This window comes from Stenotrophomonas sp. LMG 10879, assembly GCF_002750935.1.
GTDB lineage: Bacteria > Pseudomonadota > Gammaproteobacteria > Xanthomonadales > Xanthomonadaceae > Stenotrophomonas > Stenotrophomonas lactitubi_B.
Genome location: NZ_PEJT01000001.1, coordinates 240,411 through 256,382, shown reverse-complemented (window position 1 = coordinate 256,382; position 15,972 = coordinate 240,411). Strand labels below are relative to the sequence as shown.

The 15,972-nt window shown below is 64.1% G+C and carries 13 protein-coding genes; 6 read left to right on the top strand and 7 right to left on the bottom strand.

The annotated features are described in order from the left end of the window. Nucleotides 1-279 precede the first annotated feature (279 nt). Entirely contained in the window at nucleotides 280-1,440 is a 1,161-nt protein-coding gene (locus tag CR919_RS01070; RefSeq protein ID WP_099818431.1) for a hypothetical protein, read from the top strand. Between the two features lie 75 nt (nucleotides 1,441-1,515). Here CR919_RS01070 and lolA read toward each other — a convergent pair whose 3' ends face one another. The 3 genes from lolA to CR919_RS01055 all read right to left on the bottom strand — a co-directional run bounded on the left by lolA (nucleotide 1,516) and on the right by CR919_RS01055 (nucleotide 6,605). Continuing rightward, a complete protein-coding gene (gene lolA, locus CR919_RS01065) occupies nucleotides 1,516-2,154 on the bottom strand; it encodes an outer membrane lipoprotein chaperone LolA (RefSeq protein WP_099818430.1) in 639 nt (212 codons plus the stop codon). 110 nt (nucleotides 2,155-2,264) lie between these two features. After that, entirely contained in the window at nucleotides 2,265-4,205 is a 1,941-nt protein-coding gene (locus CR919_RS01060; protein WP_099818429.1) for a DUF3857 domain-containing protein, read from the bottom strand. A gap of 36 nt (nucleotides 4,206-4,241) precedes the next feature. Continuing rightward, the gene (locus CR919_RS01055) at nucleotides 4,242-6,605 is read right to left on the bottom strand and encodes a DNA translocase FtsK (protein WP_099818428.1); all 2,364 of its coding nucleotides are present in this window, start codon (nucleotides 6,603-6,605) and stop codon (nucleotides 4,242-4,244) included. 232 nt (nucleotides 6,606-6,837) lie between these two features. Here CR919_RS01055 and trxB point away from each other — a divergent pair, with 232 nt between their 5' ends. Then, nucleotides 6,838-7,809, top strand: a complete 972-nt coding sequence (trxB, locus tag CR919_RS01050; protein WP_099818427.1) for a thioredoxin-disulfide reductase — start codon at nucleotides 6,838-6,840, stop codon at nucleotides 7,807-7,809. Here the strand turns inward: trxB and CR919_RS21265 are convergent. Both CR919_RS21265 and CR919_RS01040 read right to left on the bottom strand, forming a co-directional pair. After that, on the bottom strand, nucleotides 7,733-8,629 hold the full coding sequence (locus CR919_RS21265; RefSeq protein WP_207761000.1) for a hypothetical protein: 897 nt from the start codon (nucleotides 8,627-8,629) through the stop codon (nucleotides 7,733-7,735). The two genes, trxB and CR919_RS21265, sit on opposite strands and share 77 nt — an antisense overlap. A 117-nt stretch (nucleotides 8,630-8,746) precedes the next feature. Beyond that, nucleotides 8,747-10,222 (bottom strand): N-acetylmuramoyl-L-alanine amidase, encoded by a 1,476-nt coding sequence (locus CR919_RS01040; protein ID WP_099818426.1) that lies wholly within the window; start codon nucleotides 10,220-10,222, stop codon nucleotides 8,747-8,749. Between the two features lie 192 nt (nucleotides 10,223-10,414). On the opposite strand from CR919_RS01040, the gene CR919_RS01035 reads away from it, so the two are divergent. Next, nucleotides 10,415-11,539, top strand: coding sequence for a GNAT family N-acetyltransferase (locus tag CR919_RS01035; RefSeq protein ID WP_099818425.1), 1,125 nt, complete (start codon nucleotides 10,415-10,417; stop codon nucleotides 11,537-11,539). Between the two features lie 21 nt (nucleotides 11,540-11,560). Here the strand turns inward: CR919_RS01035 and CR919_RS01030 are convergent, their stop codons facing one another. Then, complete coding sequence (locus tag CR919_RS01030; RefSeq protein WP_099818424.1) at nucleotides 11,561-12,838, bottom strand: hypothetical protein; 1,278 nt, start codon at nucleotides 12,836-12,838, stop codon at nucleotides 11,561-11,563. 102 nt (nucleotides 12,839-12,940) lie between these two features. Further along, on the bottom strand, nucleotides 12,941-14,209 hold the full coding sequence (locus tag CR919_RS01025; RefSeq protein WP_099818423.1) for a hypothetical protein: 1,269 nt from the start codon (nucleotides 14,207-14,209) through the stop codon (nucleotides 12,941-12,943). Between the two features lie 71 nt (nucleotides 14,210-14,280). On the opposite strand from CR919_RS01025, the gene aat reads away from it, so the two are divergent. The 3 genes from aat to CR919_RS01010 all read left to right on the top strand — a co-directional run bounded on the left by aat (nucleotide 14,281) and on the right by CR919_RS01010 (nucleotide 15,923). Beyond that, nucleotides 14,281-15,021 (top strand): leucyl/phenylalanyl-tRNA--protein transferase, encoded by a 741-nt coding sequence (gene aat / locus CR919_RS01020; RefSeq protein ID WP_099818766.1) that lies wholly within the window; start codon nucleotides 14,281-14,283, stop codon nucleotides 15,019-15,021. A gap of 86 nt (nucleotides 15,022-15,107) precedes the next feature. Further along, nucleotides 15,108-15,326, top strand: coding sequence for a translation initiation factor IF-1 (gene infA, locus CR919_RS01015; RefSeq protein ID WP_005409596.1), 219 nt, complete (start codon nucleotides 15,108-15,110; stop codon nucleotides 15,324-15,326). A gap of 201 nt (nucleotides 15,327-15,527) precedes the next feature. Further along, nucleotides 15,528-15,923, top strand: a complete 396-nt coding sequence (locus CR919_RS01010) for a hypothetical protein (RefSeq protein ID WP_099818422.1) — start codon at nucleotides 15,528-15,530, stop codon at nucleotides 15,921-15,923. The last annotated feature ends 49 nt before the right edge of the window (nucleotides 15,924-15,972 follow it).

Genomic DNA, 15,972 nt, shown 5'->3' with positions numbered 1-15,972 from the left:
GAAGTGGAGCGATGTCTTGGCACGTGGTCATTGTACCGCGAGAGCGTGCCAACCAAGGTTGGCACCTACCAGGGGCGGTAGCGCCGGGCCGTGCCCGGCGGACCATGAACGGTAGTGCCGGCCGCTGGCCGGCAACCTCGGAAACTGTCGGAAATGGGCCGTAACCGCCGAAGCAAATCCAATGATAAGCCACTGATTCAACGAGGCTTACCTCTCCTCAGCACCACGCGCCGTCTCCAACAACCGAGAATTCGGAACTCAACCATCCAGGACCTACGCGTGCGCGATCCCGAATCCAATGTCCTTGAGTTCGTTGCCGGCTGCGCTGTCGACGCGGACATCTACTACCTGGCTGCCGCCCTCGGCCCAGGCCATGAGTACTACGATCCAGATCCCGGCCCGCCCACCCGAATGTTCGTCTTTGGTCGGGTACCTCAGGAAGGATGGTTCCATCACGACCTGCCGGACTTCCAGGTCATGTCCACGCTATTCATCCCAGCAGCAGACAACAGTGGCCCGCGGCGGGTGCTTGCGCTGGACTACTGGGGACAGCTGGAAGACTACACCCGCGCTGGCGCCACGGTTGAGCGCATTAAGGCGGATACAGGCGGCCTGACCCGCATTCGGCAGCTGGGTGAAGATCTGTTCTGCTGCGGTGTGCACGGAATGATCTATCACCGCAACGAGGCTGGGTGGAAGCAACTTCCCACTCACTTCCCCGCACCCGAGCGCAGGAGCCTCGAGGACGATCTTGATTCGATGGATTTCGAAACGTGGCTTTTGTATTGCGGCCACATATTTGAACTTGACGGCGCTGCCCCACTACCCACTGATCCGGCGAAGCGTGAGGCCGAGCTGCGCCGGAAGTTCGACGAAACGCGCAACCAGATTGCTGAGGGCCGCAAGGACCCTGCGTACAGGGAGTTGCTCGCCAGTTTTGACGTGGCCAGCGTGAACGACCTCTGCGGAACCGGCTTAGCAGACCTATACGCAATCGGCTCTGATGGCCTGATTGCGCATTGGGATGGCTTGAACTGGACACTGCCCGAGCAAGTCACCACTGCGGAGCTGTTTCATGCCTGCAGAACTGACCAGGGTCGCCTCGTCTTTGTCGGCACGGAAGGCACCATCATTACGGGCGACATTTCCACTGGATTTGAGTGCCTGCGCCACGACGTAGGCGAAGAGGTCAATTTCAATTCCGCCTGCCAGCACGAGCAGAAGATCTATATAGGCACGGAAAATGAAGGGTTGTACGTCTACAGCCTCGTCACTGGCTTGGTTGAACCCTTGCTGGAAGGCATCCCCGAAGAACTGAGAAATGCGACGATCGTTGACATTAGTTCCGCCGGCAGCACGCTGTGGGTGCTGACGCCCTGGGACCTGATGCGATTTGATGGCGCTGCGTGGCAGGTCATTGTTCACCCAGACAACGGATGAGCCGGCCGAAAGCGTGTCAACCAAGGTTGACACCTACCAGGGGCGGTAGCGCCGGGCCCTGCCCGGCGGCCACGATCAGTTGCCGATGACGTCGGTGCCGGCCGGCGGGGTGAAGCGGAAGGTGTTGGCGGCGAAGGTGGGGTTGCGCTTCCAGCCACTGAAGCTGATCACGGTGCGCTGACCGACCGCGTCGGTGATCTCCATCTTCGCCAGGCCCTGCGCGTTGAAGCCCAGCGCGGCGTACTGGAAGCTGGCTTCGGTATCGCGCTTCGGCGACAGCGACAGCCACTGCAGGCCGTCACGCTGTGCGGCCTCTTCGCTCACGTCGTACTGCTGCTCCAGCAGCGCCGGGTTGATCAGCGCGGTCAGCGGGCTGTTCTGCTCTTCCTTGCCCTGCTCGCGCACGGTCGCCTGCTCCAGGTCCGGCTCGAACATCCAGACCTTCTTGCCGTCAGCCACGATCAGCTGCTCATGCGGGCGCACGTACTCCCAGCGGAACAGGCGCGGTGCCGACAAGGCGACGCGGCCGCTGGTGGATTCCTTGACCTTGCCGCGGCTGTCGAACACCTGCTGGCTGAACTGCCCATCCAGGCCCTTCAGGCCGGTGGTGAAGGTCTTCAGGTCATCACGGGCGCCGGCCCAGGCGCTGCCGGCGGCGGCGCAGGCCACGGCCAGGGTGGTGGTGGCAAGGAAACGACGGAGGCGAAGGTTCATGCAGGAATCCTGTGGGCGCGCGGCCAGGAAAGTTGGGTGCCAGTGTGCCCGGCAAAAGATGAATGGGCGATCAGGACGCCATTATGACGCCCTGATCGCTGATCGGCGATTCAGCCGCCAGCGCCCGGCAGCTTGCCGTACAGCACCTGGCCACGGAAGCCCCGGCGCACCTCGCGGAACAGCGCGCGGAAGGCAGCGTAGTCCTGCGGCTGGCACAGCGCCTCGGCGCCGCGCACCGCGTTCTGCTGCAGGCGGTGATGCACGGTCACTTCCTGCCCCTGCCGGCTCCAGTCGACCCGATACTCGCCGGCCGCATTGGCAAACCGCTGGCTGCCGGGAATCGCGATGATCGGGGCATTGGTCGGGAACTGCAGGCGATAGGTTTCCTCACGCAGGCTGGCATTGCAGTAGAACGGCGTCTCGTTGTCCGGTGCCGAAGCACTGGCATACAGCCCACGCACCGATTCGCCACCCGGCGGATCGGGTACGGCCATGCCGCCGGCCACGTCGAAGTCCACGTAGTCCTCGGCCTGGAACGCCATGCGATAACCGAACGGCCGGGTCAGGTCGACCGGTACACCCTGCAGCTGCAGCTGGCCACGGCCATCGAAACCGGACGCGGCCATGATCGATTCTTCAGCGCGCGCGCGGTTCTGCGCATTGAGCTGGGCGAACTGCGCGCGCATGCCGATCTCGGCGTTGTCGCTCAGCTGCGGCACCGTCTCACCACGCAGATTGCCCTGCGCGTCGAAGGTGAAGCGCACGTCCATCACCGTCGCGTTGCGCTGCGGGTCGTTGGCCGGCGTGCGCGCCAGAGTGGCGTCGCGGGTGTGCAGCACCGGCGCGCCGAGGTCGCTATCGGGCAACTGGCCGAAGCGCGCCCAGGCACTGGTCGAGTCCAGGTACAGATCGAACTCGGGCACATAGGTGATGGCGTGGTTGAAGCGGCCCAGCAGCGGAATCTTCGGCAGCGTTGGACCACCACCGGCACCGATCAGCACCGGCGAACTGGTGATGCCCTTGGCCGCCAGCAACGCTTCAAGGATCGTCACGTGGTCCTTGCAGTCGCCGTAGTGGTTGTCGAGGATGCTCTGCGCGCTGTTCGGCTCCAGGCCGCCATTGCCCAGATACACCGCCACGTAGCGGATGTTCTGCGCGACCCAGCGGTACAGCGCATCGGCCTGCGCGCGACGGTCACTGACGCCGGCGGTGACTTCGTCTGCCAGCGCCTGGATCTCCGGGGTGACCTGCGCGGCCGGCCCTGCCTTCAGTTGATAGGCGCGGCCCATCTGCGCCCAGTCGCGGTAGGTGCTGGCCATGATGTTCGGCCCGAACTCCCACACCGCCGCCGACCAGTTCTGCGCCTGCATCGGCTCGCGGCGCTGGTAGCGCCAGCGCCACTGCGCCTGGCCGTTCTTCAGCACCGGCCGGTCACTGCCCTGCACGCCGCGGCTGTCCACGAACATGGGCAGATTGGCCGGCGCGCTCAGGGTCACCTCGGCGTCGTCGTACTGGGTGAACACATTGAAGGTTTCCCACAGGCCGAAGTAGCCTGGGAAGTACGGCGTCAGCTGGGTCCGCCGCACCTGGTAGAACAGTCGCGTGCCCGGCGCCAGGTTGGGGAACACGATCACCCGCACCTTGCGGTCGGCATACATCGCCGCCGACGCGCTGGAATAGCTTTCCTGGGTATAGATGCGGTCGGCCGGCACCTCGCGGCGCTGACCATCGGCGGTCAGCGTATAGGCGTTGACCACGTCCAGCGTTTCCATCTTCTCGCTGTAGCTCAACCGCACCTGGCTGAACTGCTCCACCGCTGCCTTGGTCTTGAGCAGGATTTCGTAGGTTTCGGTCTGTACGTTGCCGGCGTCGGCACGCACCTGGTAGTCGGCGCGGTAGCGGACGAAGCTGAAGTTGTTGCTGGCCTCGGCATCGCTGCCGGTGGATGGCGGCGCGACCGCGGGTACGGCTGTCGCGGCGGCATCGGCCAGCGCCGGGCCGGCTGCCAGCAGGCAGGCCAGCGCCAGCGCGCAGGAAACGGGTTGAAGCATGCGTCGGTTCCTTGGACGTCGGGAATGCGGCAGGGCTTACTTCGGCGGCGGCGGTGCCAGCACCGTGCGGTCGCCGTTGTGCTCGGGCGAACTGACCACACCGGCCGCTTCCATGGCCTCGATCAGTCGCGCTGCGCGGTTGTAGCCGATCTTCAGGCGACGCTGCACCCCGGAAATCGAGGCACGACGGGTCTCGGTGACCACACGCAGCGCTTCGTCGTACAGCGGGTCGGACTCATCGCCGCCGCCGGAACTGGTCTCCGGCAGGCCAGTCGCACCGACCACCACGCCATCGCCCATCGTCTGCACTTCATCCAGCACGCCGTCAACATAGTCGGCCGGGCCCATCGCCTTGAGGTGCTCGACCACGCGATGCACTTCTTCATCGGACACGAAGGCCCCGTGCACACGCTCGGGCATCGCCGTGCCTGGCGGCAGGTACAGCATGTCGCCGTGACCGAGCAGCGTCTCGGCGCCGGACTGGTCGAGGATGGTGCGCGAATCGATCTTCGAGCTGACCTGGAAGGCGATGCGGGTGGGAATGTTGGCCTTGATCAGGCCGGTGATGACGTCCACCGACGGGCGCTGGGTGGCCAGGATCAGGTGGATGCCGGCCGCACGTGCCTTCTGCGCCAGGCGCGCGATCAGCTCTTCGACCTTCTTGCCGACGATCATCATCATGTCGGCGAATTCGTCGATGAAGATGACGATGAACGGCAGCGTCTCCAACGGACGCGGTGCCTCGCCCAGTTCCGGGTTCGGCTTGAACAGCGGGTCCATCATCGGCTGGCCGGCGTCCTGCGCGTCCTTCACCTTCTTGTTGAAGCCGGCCAGGTTGCGCACGCCCACCGCGCTCATCAGCTTGTAGCGGCGCTCCATCTCGGCCACGCACCAGCGCAGGCCGTTGGCGGCCTCCTTCATGTCGGTGACCACCGGCGCCAGCAGGTGCGGGATGCCCTGGTAGACGCTCAGTTCGAGCATCTTCGGGTCGATCATCAGCATCCGCAGGTCTTTCGGCGACGCCTTGAACAGCAGGCTCAGCACCATCGCGTTGACCGCCACCGACTTGCCCGAACCGGTGGTGCCGGCCACCAGCAGGTGCGGCATGCGCGCCAGGTCGGCCACGGTCGAGCGGCCGGCGATGTCCTTGCCCAGCGCCAGGGTCAGCGAACTGGCCGACTTGTCGTATTCCTTCGAGCGCAGCAGCTCGGACAGGTAGATCATCTCGCGGGTGACGTTGGGGATTTCCAGGCCGATCACCGACTTGCCCGGGATCACATCGACCACACGCACCGACTTGACCGACAGGCCGCGGGCGATATCCTTGTCCAGCGAACTGATCTGGCTGACCTTGATGCCCGGCGCCGGCTCGATTTCGAAGCGGGTGATGACCGGGCCGGGGTTGGCGCCGACCACCTGGGCATCGATGCGGAAGTCCTTGAGCTTGAACTCGATCTGCCGCGACAGCGCGTCGAGGGTGTCCTTGTCGTAGCCCACCGGCTGCGGCTTGGGATCATCCAGCAGGGCCAGCGGCGGCAGGTCCGAGCCGTCGCCATTGACGCCGCGGAACATCGGGATCTGGTTGTCGCGCTTGGCCCGGTCGCTCTTTTCGATCACCGGCTCGGGGCGCGGCTCGATCTTCACCGGCTCGCGCTTGGCGCGCACTTCGGCATCGGCCTTGCGCACTTCCTGGCGCTCCTCGCGCATCACGCGGGTCTGCTGCCATTCGGTGGCCTGCTCCTTCTTGCGCTCCAGCAACGGCGCCAGCGACATCACGCCGCGACCGATCTTCTCCATCACCACGAACCAGGACAGGCCTGTGGCCAGGGTGATCGAGGCCAGCAGCAGCACCAGCACGAACAGGTTGGCGCCCAGCGCGCCAAAGCCCACGCTGAGCGAATTTCCGACCAGCTTGCCAAGGATGCCGCCGGCACTGGAGACATCGCCACTGAACAGGCGCACGTGCAGGAAGCCGGTGCCGGCAATCAGGAAGCCGACCAGCCCGACCAGCCGCAATGCGGGGTCCAGATCGTTCTCGCCCTTGCTCTCGCGCTTCAGGCCGAACATCGCAATCCAGGCCAGCGCGCCCAGCACCACCGGCAGCAGGAAGGCGATATAGCCGAACAGCTGCAGCAGCACGTCGGCGATCCACGCACCCGCGCGGCCGCCCATGTTGTGGACCGGCGCGACCACGCTACCGGTGTGCGACCAGCCCGGGTCCGTCGCTGAATAGGTGAAAAGGCTGGCAGCCAGATACAGCAGCGCCGGCGCGATGGCGATCAGACCCAGGTCGCGCCACAGGCGCTGACGGCGTGGATTGTCAGTCGTGGCCGCTGCCGCCGTGCGACGCGATGGCTTTTTGTCGTCGGACTTGGAGCGTTCGGGGACCTGCTTCGCCACCTTAGACCATACCTTTGGAATGCGCTGTTAGTGTTTGATAATAAACGAGACGGCGTCAGTTTTCAGTTATCCGTTGCCGCACAAGCGGGGACAGGGCCCGAAACCGCCCGTGGATGGCGCTGTTCTGTTCATCGGCTTGAATCGCCCTGCCCCAGCCGCCACTCTATGACCAGCCAAGGATGCTGTGCAAACATCGCCGCGCCTTGTCCCATCTACCTTTTCGCGAGTCTACATGAGCACCAGCCTGCCCTCCCGCCACCAGCGTCTTGTCATCCTCGGTTCCGGCCCGGCCGGTTGGACCGCTGCCGTCTACGCTGCCCGCGCCAACCTGAAGCCGGTCGTCATCACCGGCCTGCAGCAGGGTGGCCAGCTGATGACCACCACCGAAGTGGACAACTGGCCGGGTGACGCCCATGGCCTGATGGGCCCGGACCTGATGGCGCGCATGCAGGCCCACGCCGAGCGCTTCGAGACCGAGGTCATCTTCGACCACATCCACACCGCGGACCTGTCGCAGCGCCCGTTCAAGCTGATCGGCGACAGTCACGAGTACACCTGTGACGCCCTGATCATCTCCACCGGCGCGACCGCCAAGTACCTGGGCATCCCGACCGAAGACGAGTTCAAGGGCCGCGGCGTGTCCGCCTGCGCCACCTGCGACGGCTTCTTCTACCGTGACCAGGACGTGGTCGTGGTCGGCGGCGGCAACACCGCCGTGGAAGAAGCGCTGTACCTGTCCAACATCGCCCGCAAGGTCTACCTGGTTCACCGCCGCGATACCCTGAAGGCGGAAAAGATCATGCAGGACAAGCTGTTCGCCAAAGTCGAAGCCGGCAAGATCGAAACCGTCTGGCACCACCAGGTGGAAGAAGTGCTGGGCAACGAGGCCGGCGTGACCGGCGTGCGCGTGAAGTCGACCCTGGACGGCAGCACCCGCGACATCGATGCGCACGGCTTCTTCGTGGCCATCGGCCACCACCCGAACACCCAGCTGTTCGACGGCCAGCTGGCCATGAACAACGGCTATCTGGAAATCCGTTCGGGCCTGGGCGGCAACGCCACCCAGACCTCGGTGGAAGGCGTGTTCGCCGCCGGTGACGTGGCCGACCAGCACTACCGCCAGGCGATCACCTCGGCCGGCTTCGGCTGCATGGCCGCACTGGATGCCGAGCGTTACCTGGATGCACAGGGCAAGGCCAGCTGAGGCTGGCTTCTGTAGCGTCGAGGAATGGTTGACTCGAAGCGGGCGCGAAAGCGCCCGCTTCAAAGTCGCTCGCAGTACTGTTCGCAAAGTGATTCCAGATATCTGTCCGATCAGGAAGAAGATCCTTGAGATGGTAACGAGCTGACATCTCGTACCACGGACGCATTGAATCCGGGTGCGCACCGCCCACGCCGCGACGCGCACGATACACGGTCACACCCCCGCGATCCTCCAGCAGCCGTTGCAGTTCGTCCGCATATCCGGGCGTAATCAGATCCTCCTGCACACCATTGCGTACAGGCCGCTGGAATTTCCACTCCATGCCAGGGTGCACTCTCAGCAGCCCGTGACTGGACGAGACAAGAACCTGGCCCTCTGCCTGCCTGGCAGAGCCTTGCTGTTGCGCACTGATGCCGCGAGGAAAGTGTTCCCAGTAGGGCTTTCCCTCGTAAAGAATGACCGTCTCAACTTCGCCTACGCCGGCCTGCATCGTATAGGCCTCCAGGGTATTCCTGATGTACTGCTCCAGCTCCTCGAGCGAATGATCGTCCTCCGACGGCAGGATTCCAGCCCCGAAGCTGATGACGAGCTTCCGTTGCTGGATATCAACCGAGGCGCCCACTGATATGCCCGTGGATCTGGACCTGCGCAACTGGTGGTCATCCAGGATCTTCTGTGCCTGCCGCGTCAATAGAAGATCCAACGCCACATCTGTCTCAGCGGCGGGCGGTAAAGGCTGAGTAAGCGCCTGCGGACAGGGTAATGTGCAGGCAATGATCGACGCCAATCCAATGCGGCGGAACGCGCGCATGAAGTTCATATCAGTTCCTTTGAAAGGTTCGGCGGTGTCGGGTGATCCAAGGCCGACACCAAAGCGCCGGCCTTTTCTTTTCAGCAGCGCCAGGCCATGCCAGGCAAATGCAACACTGCCAACCGCCTAGGTCAGAACGCAGGATTGATTGAACTCCTGATACTCCGTCACTACGCCATCGGCATCGCGCAGGCGTGTCCGCCAGCGAACGGTTCCGGCGCCACTTCCGTTGCAGAGCAACTCCAGCTGCACTGGCTGGCTTGGGTCCATGAACTCCTCGTCCGAAGGCGTACAGTTCCCCCCCACGCAAGAGGCGACGCCCAGCTCCAGCACTACGGGATACTGGGGATTGCCCTTGAACGCGACCGGGACAATGAGCGACGAACGTACCGGTATCTGCACATCTGCCAGAGAATCAAGGGCCAAGGTCTCGCAGGACCTCCCGGTCGCCCACAGGCGATAGCCTTTCTCTACCCCCTTCATTGAAGCAGATCGGAAGGCGGGATCCTGCAGTGCCGCAACATCCTCCGGATTGGAGTGATAGGCAGTCTCGACGATCACCGACGGCATCGTGCCAATGCGGTTCTCACCGTGGCCTTCAGCAACCGATTCGACACGAATAGGAAAACTCTCGTACCCGGGCTGCGCATGGATCACCTCTCTCATGCCGCACAGGATGCTGTCACCCAGCGCCTTGTCCTCTGGCTTGGTCCGATGATGATAGACCTCGGCGCCGCGAACGCCGGGGGAGGGGTTTCCATTCGTGTGCAGGCTCAGCATTACGTCGACGCCAAGGTGATTGGCGTAGTTGGGACGAGCACGGATATCCTCCTTCACCTCTCGATCACTGCTGGGACTATTTGGAAGTTCATTCCATATGTCGGCACGTTCGGGGAAGAGCGCTTTCAGGTGATACCTGGAAGACATCTGTTCCCAAGGGTAGCCAGACTCCGGATGCGGGTCTTTAGAACGACTACGAGCGCGATGCACCACCAATCCACTTCGCTGCTCCAGCAAATCCTGCAGTTCGTCCCCGTATGTAGGGCTCAATACGTCCTCCTGCAGGCCGAGCGGAGCAGGGCGCTGGAATTCCCACGCCCTGCTGGGATGCAAGGCAATATATCCATGACTCGATGAAACCAGAGCCCGCGTGTGCGCGGATCGGGATTTCGCCGCCCTCGGCAGAGGGTGATCTTCTGGAAAATGCGCCTCTATTGGCTTGCCCTGAAAAAGGAACTCCACATCCAGGATTTCCAAGCCTGCCTGATCCGAGTAATGCCGAAGATCAGCGGCCAATGGGATGAGGAAGAGCTCTCCATAGTTCTGCTCATCGCCCGGAAGGTATCCGGGGCCGAAGTCGACCACCATCCTGCGCTTTTGCGGATCGACTGCCACACTCACAGTCACTTGGCGCAACCTGCCCTCCTCTTGCAGATGACGCGTCAACTGGGCGCCAATCTCGCGTTCAAGCAGCGCCAGCAGCTCGGCATACATGCCCGGATCTTCGACTGAGGACGAGTGCTCGACTCCAGAAGCCAACACTGGTGACACAAAGAACAGGCCGCACGCGACCACGGCAGTTGCAAGCTTCAATCCCTTCATTATTGATTTCTCCATGTGGCGGGATGCACGCCGCTCATGCAGCGCCCCGCCACCCTGCCCAGCCATGCGCCAGCGATTCCGCACCAGGCGCACACCGATGGAGATTTCAAACTTCCCTCATCCCCAACCAGAACAAACCAACCCGGCCCCGCCAACACCGTTCGTGATCGTCCTGCCCTATCCTTTCTCCCCATGCACTCCGCCCGCTTCCTCGACTCCCTGCAGTCCATTCCCGCCACCGACTGGGATGCCCTGCACGACGGCCGCAACCCGTTCGTCAGCCACGCATTCCTTGCCGGCCTGGAAACCTATGGCTGCCTGCGCGAGGACTGGGGCTGGCAGCCGCAGCATTTCACCCTTTGGGACGGGGACACCCTGGTCGGCGCCCTTCCCGGCTACCTGAAGACCAACTCGCACGGCGAGTTCGTTTTCGACCATGCCTGGGCCAATGCCTATGCGCGCCACGGACGCGACTACTACCCGAAATGGCTCGGCGCTGTGCCGTACTCGCCGGTGACCGGCCCGCGCCTGCTGGCCCGTGACGATTCGCAGCGTGTTGCGCTGCTGACGGCAGTGCGCGAACAGATGCCCGCACTCGGCGTGTCGTCAGCACACATCAATTTCCACACGGCAGCTGACGAGACCGCTTTCGGCGACGACTGGCTGCTGCGCGAGGACATCCAGTTCCAGTGGCAGAACCCGGGCGACTGGAGCACGTTCGAGCAGTTCCTCGGTGCCATGAACCACAAGCACCGCAAGAACATCCGCCAGGAGCGGGCCAAGGTCACCCGACAGGGCATCAGCTTCCGGGTGGTGCATGGCGACGAAGCGAGCCGCGCCGATCTGCAAGCCATGTACCGCTTCTACCTGCAGACCTTCCTGGAATACGGCAACGCGCCAGCGCTGACCGAGGCATTCCTGCGCCATCTGGCAATTTCACTGGGCCGTGGGCTGGTGCTGTTCCTGGCCGGACAGGACGGCGAACCCATTGCCGGTGCGCTGTGCCTGCGTGGTGGCGACACGCTCTACGGCCGTTACTGGGGCGGCGCCACCCTGCCCGGTCTGCACTTCGAGGCCTGCTACTACCAGGGCATCGAATACTGCCTGCGCGAGGGGATAGCCCGCTTCGAGCCTGGCGCGCAGGGCGAGCACAAACTGGCGCGTGGCTTCCTGCCGACCATCGTGCGAAGCCGGCACTGGGTGGCCGATGCGGAGTTTGCCGAGGCGCTGCGCGACTGGTGCCGGCAGGAGCGGCGGGATGTGCGGCGCTACCAGCAGGAACTGCAGGGGCATAGCCCGTTTCGTGCGGAACCGTAGCGTCGGGCTGGCTCGGATGAGCTAAGAGTACTGGCTGTAGTGCCCACTGATCCGGCAATGGTCACACCAGAACGTATAGAGCATTCCTCCATTCATCCACTGCATCAGAGAGCCGTCATCCAAAGGAATGTGGGAGTCAAGCTGCATGACAAAGAACATCGTGCGGCAACAATCGGGACAGGACAGATAGAACCCGCTCTGGATCCATGATGGCAGTCCGCCCACCCGGCTGTAATTCTGCCAGCCGCCCATATAGCTAGGCGGTTGCCAGAAGCGACCCGGAAGCTCGACCAGATCGACGCACGCCACCAATAGCGAAGTCGACGTTTCGGAACATGCACGCGGGTCGAGAACCTGCGATTCATGGGCGAAGGGAAGACCCTGCGCATCGTGGCGGAAGTACACGGGATCTCCGTGGCACCAACCGGACTCTCCATTGTCTGGGCAGTCCAGGCATATGCCGAGTGTCACCATCGAGAGGGTGCACGGGCCGATCAACGCCAGCTCCAGTTCCAGCAAACGCTGCAATGGTGAGCCGCATATTCCACATCGCCCTTCCAGGCGACCACCCATGCGTGCCGTTGCCTTCGCATCCCCACCCTTCCAGGTTGGATGCAAACGCTGGAGGCGACGCTCCACGCTCGTGGATTCCGCCAGTTGCAAGCGCTGGAGTTGCGCAGTGAAACGCAGGTGCAGTCCACGCACTCCATGCAGCGCGCGTCCCGAGCCCACCTCAAGACCAGACAATCCCTCACGTCTTCTTGTTGCCCAAGGCTCATCCCGTGAATCGAATGGATCACGCACGGCGTCCTGGAACTCCACTACCCCACTCATCGCAAGCGGCAATCCGGGCAAGCCAGCAGCAGACGATGATGCCCCTCTGGCCTCCTGAATCCATCGCCGGCCGACCTCAATCGGCAGCTCCCGCCAGAACGGACCTTCTATGGGCTCTTGGGCCGACAGTCGAAGGACGGCATCCCAGTCATCCTGAAGCAATCCGGGGACGCGATAGGCCGCTTGCGCCGCGATCTCGGCTGCCAGCCAGTGGTTGTTACCGCTCTTGAACTCGCTCCAAGCAAACCTGCAAATCTCTGTGGCACGGTCATCCGGCAGCAACTCAGCCGCAGCCCTTAGCATCCCGCTTCTCTCCACCCGAGCCTTCATCGCCAGGATGAGCAGTGTTGAGAGGGCGGCGGGATCACGCTCAGAGAGATCGAGAATCGCAACCAAGGCTCTATCTGAGCCCCCGGGCGTTTGAGCGATCTCAAGCAGCTCTTGCATGGCGGCAATACAGGTCATGGCAGTCCGCCCAGGGCATGTAAACCAAAAGGGTGACTGGAGGTGCCTCACAAGGGAATGCAACAAATCTCAAAAATGGAAGCCTTCAGGCGATCGAGGCGCTCAGGTGCACTGCCAGAAGTGCCCGCTCACCCGGCACTTGCCGCACCAGAAGCTGTAGAGCATGCCGCCGCTTCCCCACAGAAGCATGCCTTCATTGGTGGTCGGCAACGTTGAGTCGAGTTGCATCACGAAAGGCATCTGCTCGCCGCAGTCGATGCACGCCGGGTAGTGCGCGCTCTGCACCCAGCTCGGCGCGCCGCCCACGCGCGACAGGTTCTGCCGATGATTGGACTGGCCCCAGTCCTGCTGCTGCCAGCGAGGGCTGTCCATCGCAGCAAGACCGACCTCAGCCTGCATCAGATCGCCGCTGTCGGTGGGATTGATCGGCACTTCGCAGTGCTGGCTTGGGTGGCAGCTCGGCAGGCCTTCCGCATCGTGGCGATAGAAGCGCACGGGCGGATCTTCCCAGCCGCAGCAGTCCAGGCACAGGCCGAGGGTGATCGAGCCGGCCGCTCCCTCTTCCAGCGCCGCAGTGTCGGTCTGCAGCAGGCGCTGCAGCGGTGCATGGCAGCTGCCGCACACGGCATCGAGCGGGCCGCCCATGCTCCCCACATGCCGCACCTGACCACCATTCCAGGTGGGATGCAGCCGCCAGATCCGTTTGCGCCAGCTCGGCTCTTCGGCCACCTGCGCGCGGTGCTGCCTGCTTCCAAAACGCAGGTGCAGCGGCTGCTGGCCATGCAGGCGGTGCAGCCGGGGACCATCGGCCAGGCCCGCCCAGTGCGCCCACACCTCCGCGTCGAGATCGCTCCAGTCGGCGAGGTAACCACGGGCGGCGGCATGGGTTTCCGGCTGGGCGGCCAACAGCAGTGCCTTGGCGCGTTCCAGTTCGCGATCGTCATCGGCGTCGGTCAACCGATGCGCCCAGTCCGCCGCGAGCGGCGGCGGCAGCGCCTGCCAGATCTGCGGGGCCAGTTGGATGTCATCTTCGATGGCGACCGTCAGCAGCGCGTCCCAGTCGTCCTGCAGCACCTGCGGCGCCTGGTAGCTGGCGAACTCCAGCACGCTGGTCAGCAGCTCACTGCGCTCGCCCTCACGATAGCGCCGCCAGGCATCGCTGCAGACCGGCGCGACAGCTTCATCCGGCAGCAGATCCAGCGCCGTATCGAGAAAGGTGGAGCTGGGCGAGCGGCGCTCCAGCGCCTGCAGCAGCAGCGCGCCAAGTTGGGGGCGGTCTTCGCTGGCCAGGGTCAACAGCATGCCCAGGCTGTCATTGCGTGTGCGCGGCGCATCGTGCGCATCGAGGATGGCGGTAATGGGGTCGCTCATGCGGGGCTCCTTGCCGGTGAAGCGTGATGGTGCCAGACATCGCGTATCGCCACGACGAATACAATGCCGGCATGACCCGTCAGTTGCCCTGGCGTCTGGCCGATGCGCCGGATGCCCCCTTCCCGCCGGCCGAGACCGCGCTGCGCCAGCCCGATGGCCTGCTGGCCGTGGGCGGCGACCTGCACCCGCTGCGCCTGCTCAACGCCTATGCCGGCGGCATCTTTCCGTGGTTCAGCGAGGGCGAGCCGATCCTGTGGTGGTCGCCGGACCCGCGCATGGTGTTCCGCACCGACGGCGTGCACCTGAGCAGCAGGTTCCGCCGGCAGCTGCGCGGCAGCACCTGGGAAGTGACCGCCGATACCGCCTTCAGCCAGGTGATGCGCGCCTGCGCCAGCGCGCCCCGTCCTGGCCAGGACGGCACCTGGATCAGCCCGGCGATGGTGGATGCCTACAGTCAGCTGCACGACCTGGGTTTCGCGCATTCCTTCGAAGTGTGGGACCGGCAGACGCTGGTCGGCGGCATCTACGGCGTGGCCATCGGCGCGATGTTCTTCGGCGAAAGCATGTTCAGTGGCGCCACTGGCGGCTCCAAGGTGGCGCTGGCGGCACTGGCACGCACGCTGCACGGCTGGGGTTGGCCACTGATCGATGCGCAGGTGGAGAACCCGCACCTGCTGCGCATGGGCGCCGAGCACCTGCCGCGCGCGCCGTTTCTGGAGCAGGTCCGCAGCGCGGTGCAGGCGCCGGGCCGGGAAGGTGCCTGGACCCGGCTGCTCGGGCGCGTGCCGGCAGCGGATTTTGCCGGGGAATAACGCAATCTTTGCAAGCTGGGCGTTTGACGCGTAAAATGCTGCGCCTTAGGCCCAACGTGGCCGTTTTCTGAACCGCACAGGACTACATGTCGAAAGACGATTCCATCGAGTTCGAGGGCACCGTCAGCGAGACGCTGCCGAACACCACTTTCCGCGTTCGTCTGGAAAATGGGCACGAAATCATCGCCCACATCTCCGGCCGCATGCGCAAGAACTACATCCGCATCCTCACCGGTGACCGGGTCAAGGTTGAAATGACCCCGTACGACCTGACCAAGGGTCGTATCACCTACCGAATGAAGTAAGCGGCTGGCGCGTTGCGCCACCCCGACAAGGCCAGCCCTGGACGCTGGCCTTTTGTCATGCCTGGAATCCGGCCCTGCCGGACGGCACCCTGACCGAATGCACCGTGACATCGGTCAGCCATGCTTGCGGCAGATTCGCATTCGCAGCGGCGGCGTCATCGTGGCACCCGATCCAGTCCGGATCGCCACCCTGCCCCCGCCATGAACATGTCTTCCCTGCCCGCCGGCTTCGCCGCGCTCGCACTCATCACTGCTGCCCTGATCGCACCCGTCGCCCAGGCCGCCGACACGCCGCCAGCCAGCACTGGCGACAGCTGCATTGCCTTGAGCGAGGATCAGCAGATCGTCCGCGCCGGCGCCGATCGCGATGTGCTGCTGCGCAATGGTGACCAGCACTACCGCGTCGTGTTCACTCGCACCTGCAGCAGCGCCGTGACCTCGCGCCGGCTGGCGTTTGAAACCCAGGGCGAGAGCAACCAGCTGTGCGGTGATTCACGCAGCGAGCTGAAGACCGACCGCGCCAGCTGCACGGTCGATCGGATCGAACCTTTGGAAGCCGCTACCTTCAAGCGCATGGCCCGCCAGCGCGGCCGCTGAAGGACTGACACGACAAGGGCGGCCGTAGCCGCCCTGTCGTTGCTTCCGT

Excerpts from the sequence above, each read along its gene's own strand:
- trxB (WP_099818427.1), top strand. The coding sequence starts at position 6,838 with ATGAGCACCAGCCTGCCCTCCCGCCACCAGCGTCTTGTCATCCTCGGT.
- CR919_RS01040 (WP_099818426.1), bottom strand. The coding sequence starts at position 10,222 with ATGAAGGGATTGAAGCTTGCAACTGCCGTGGTCGCGTGCGGCCTGTTC.
- CR919_RS01035 (WP_099818425.1), top strand. The coding sequence starts at position 10,415 with ATGCACTCCGCCCGCTTCCTCGACTCCCTGCAGTCCATTCCCGCCACC.
- aat (WP_099818766.1), top strand. The coding sequence starts at position 14,281 with ATGACCCGTCAGTTGCCCTGGCGTCTGGCCGATGCGCCGGATGCCCCC.
- infA (WP_005409596.1), top strand. The coding sequence starts at position 15,108 with ATGTCGAAAGACGATTCCATCGAGTTCGAGGGCACCGTCAGCGAGACG.
- CR919_RS21265 (WP_207761000.1), bottom strand. The coding sequence starts at position 8,629 with ATGAACTTCATGCGCGCGTTCCGCCGCATTGGATTGGCGTCGATCATT.
- CR919_RS01030 (WP_099818424.1), bottom strand. The coding sequence starts at position 12,838 with ATGACCTGTATTGCCGCCATGCAAGAGCTGCTTGAGATCGCTCAAACG.
- lolA (WP_099818430.1), bottom strand. The coding sequence starts at position 2,154 with ATGAACCTTCGCCTCCGTCGTTTCCTTGCCACCACCACCCTGGCCGTG.
- CR919_RS01025 (WP_099818423.1), bottom strand. The coding sequence starts at position 14,209 with ATGAGCGACCCCATTACCGCCATCCTCGATGCGCACGATGCGCCGCGC.
- CR919_RS01010 (WP_099818422.1), top strand. The coding sequence starts at position 15,528 with ATGAACATGTCTTCCCTGCCCGCCGGCTTCGCCGCGCTCGCACTCATC.
- CR919_RS01060 (WP_099818429.1), bottom strand. The coding sequence starts at position 4,205 with ATGCTTCAACCCGTTTCCTGCGCGCTGGCGCTGGCCTGCCTGCTGGCA.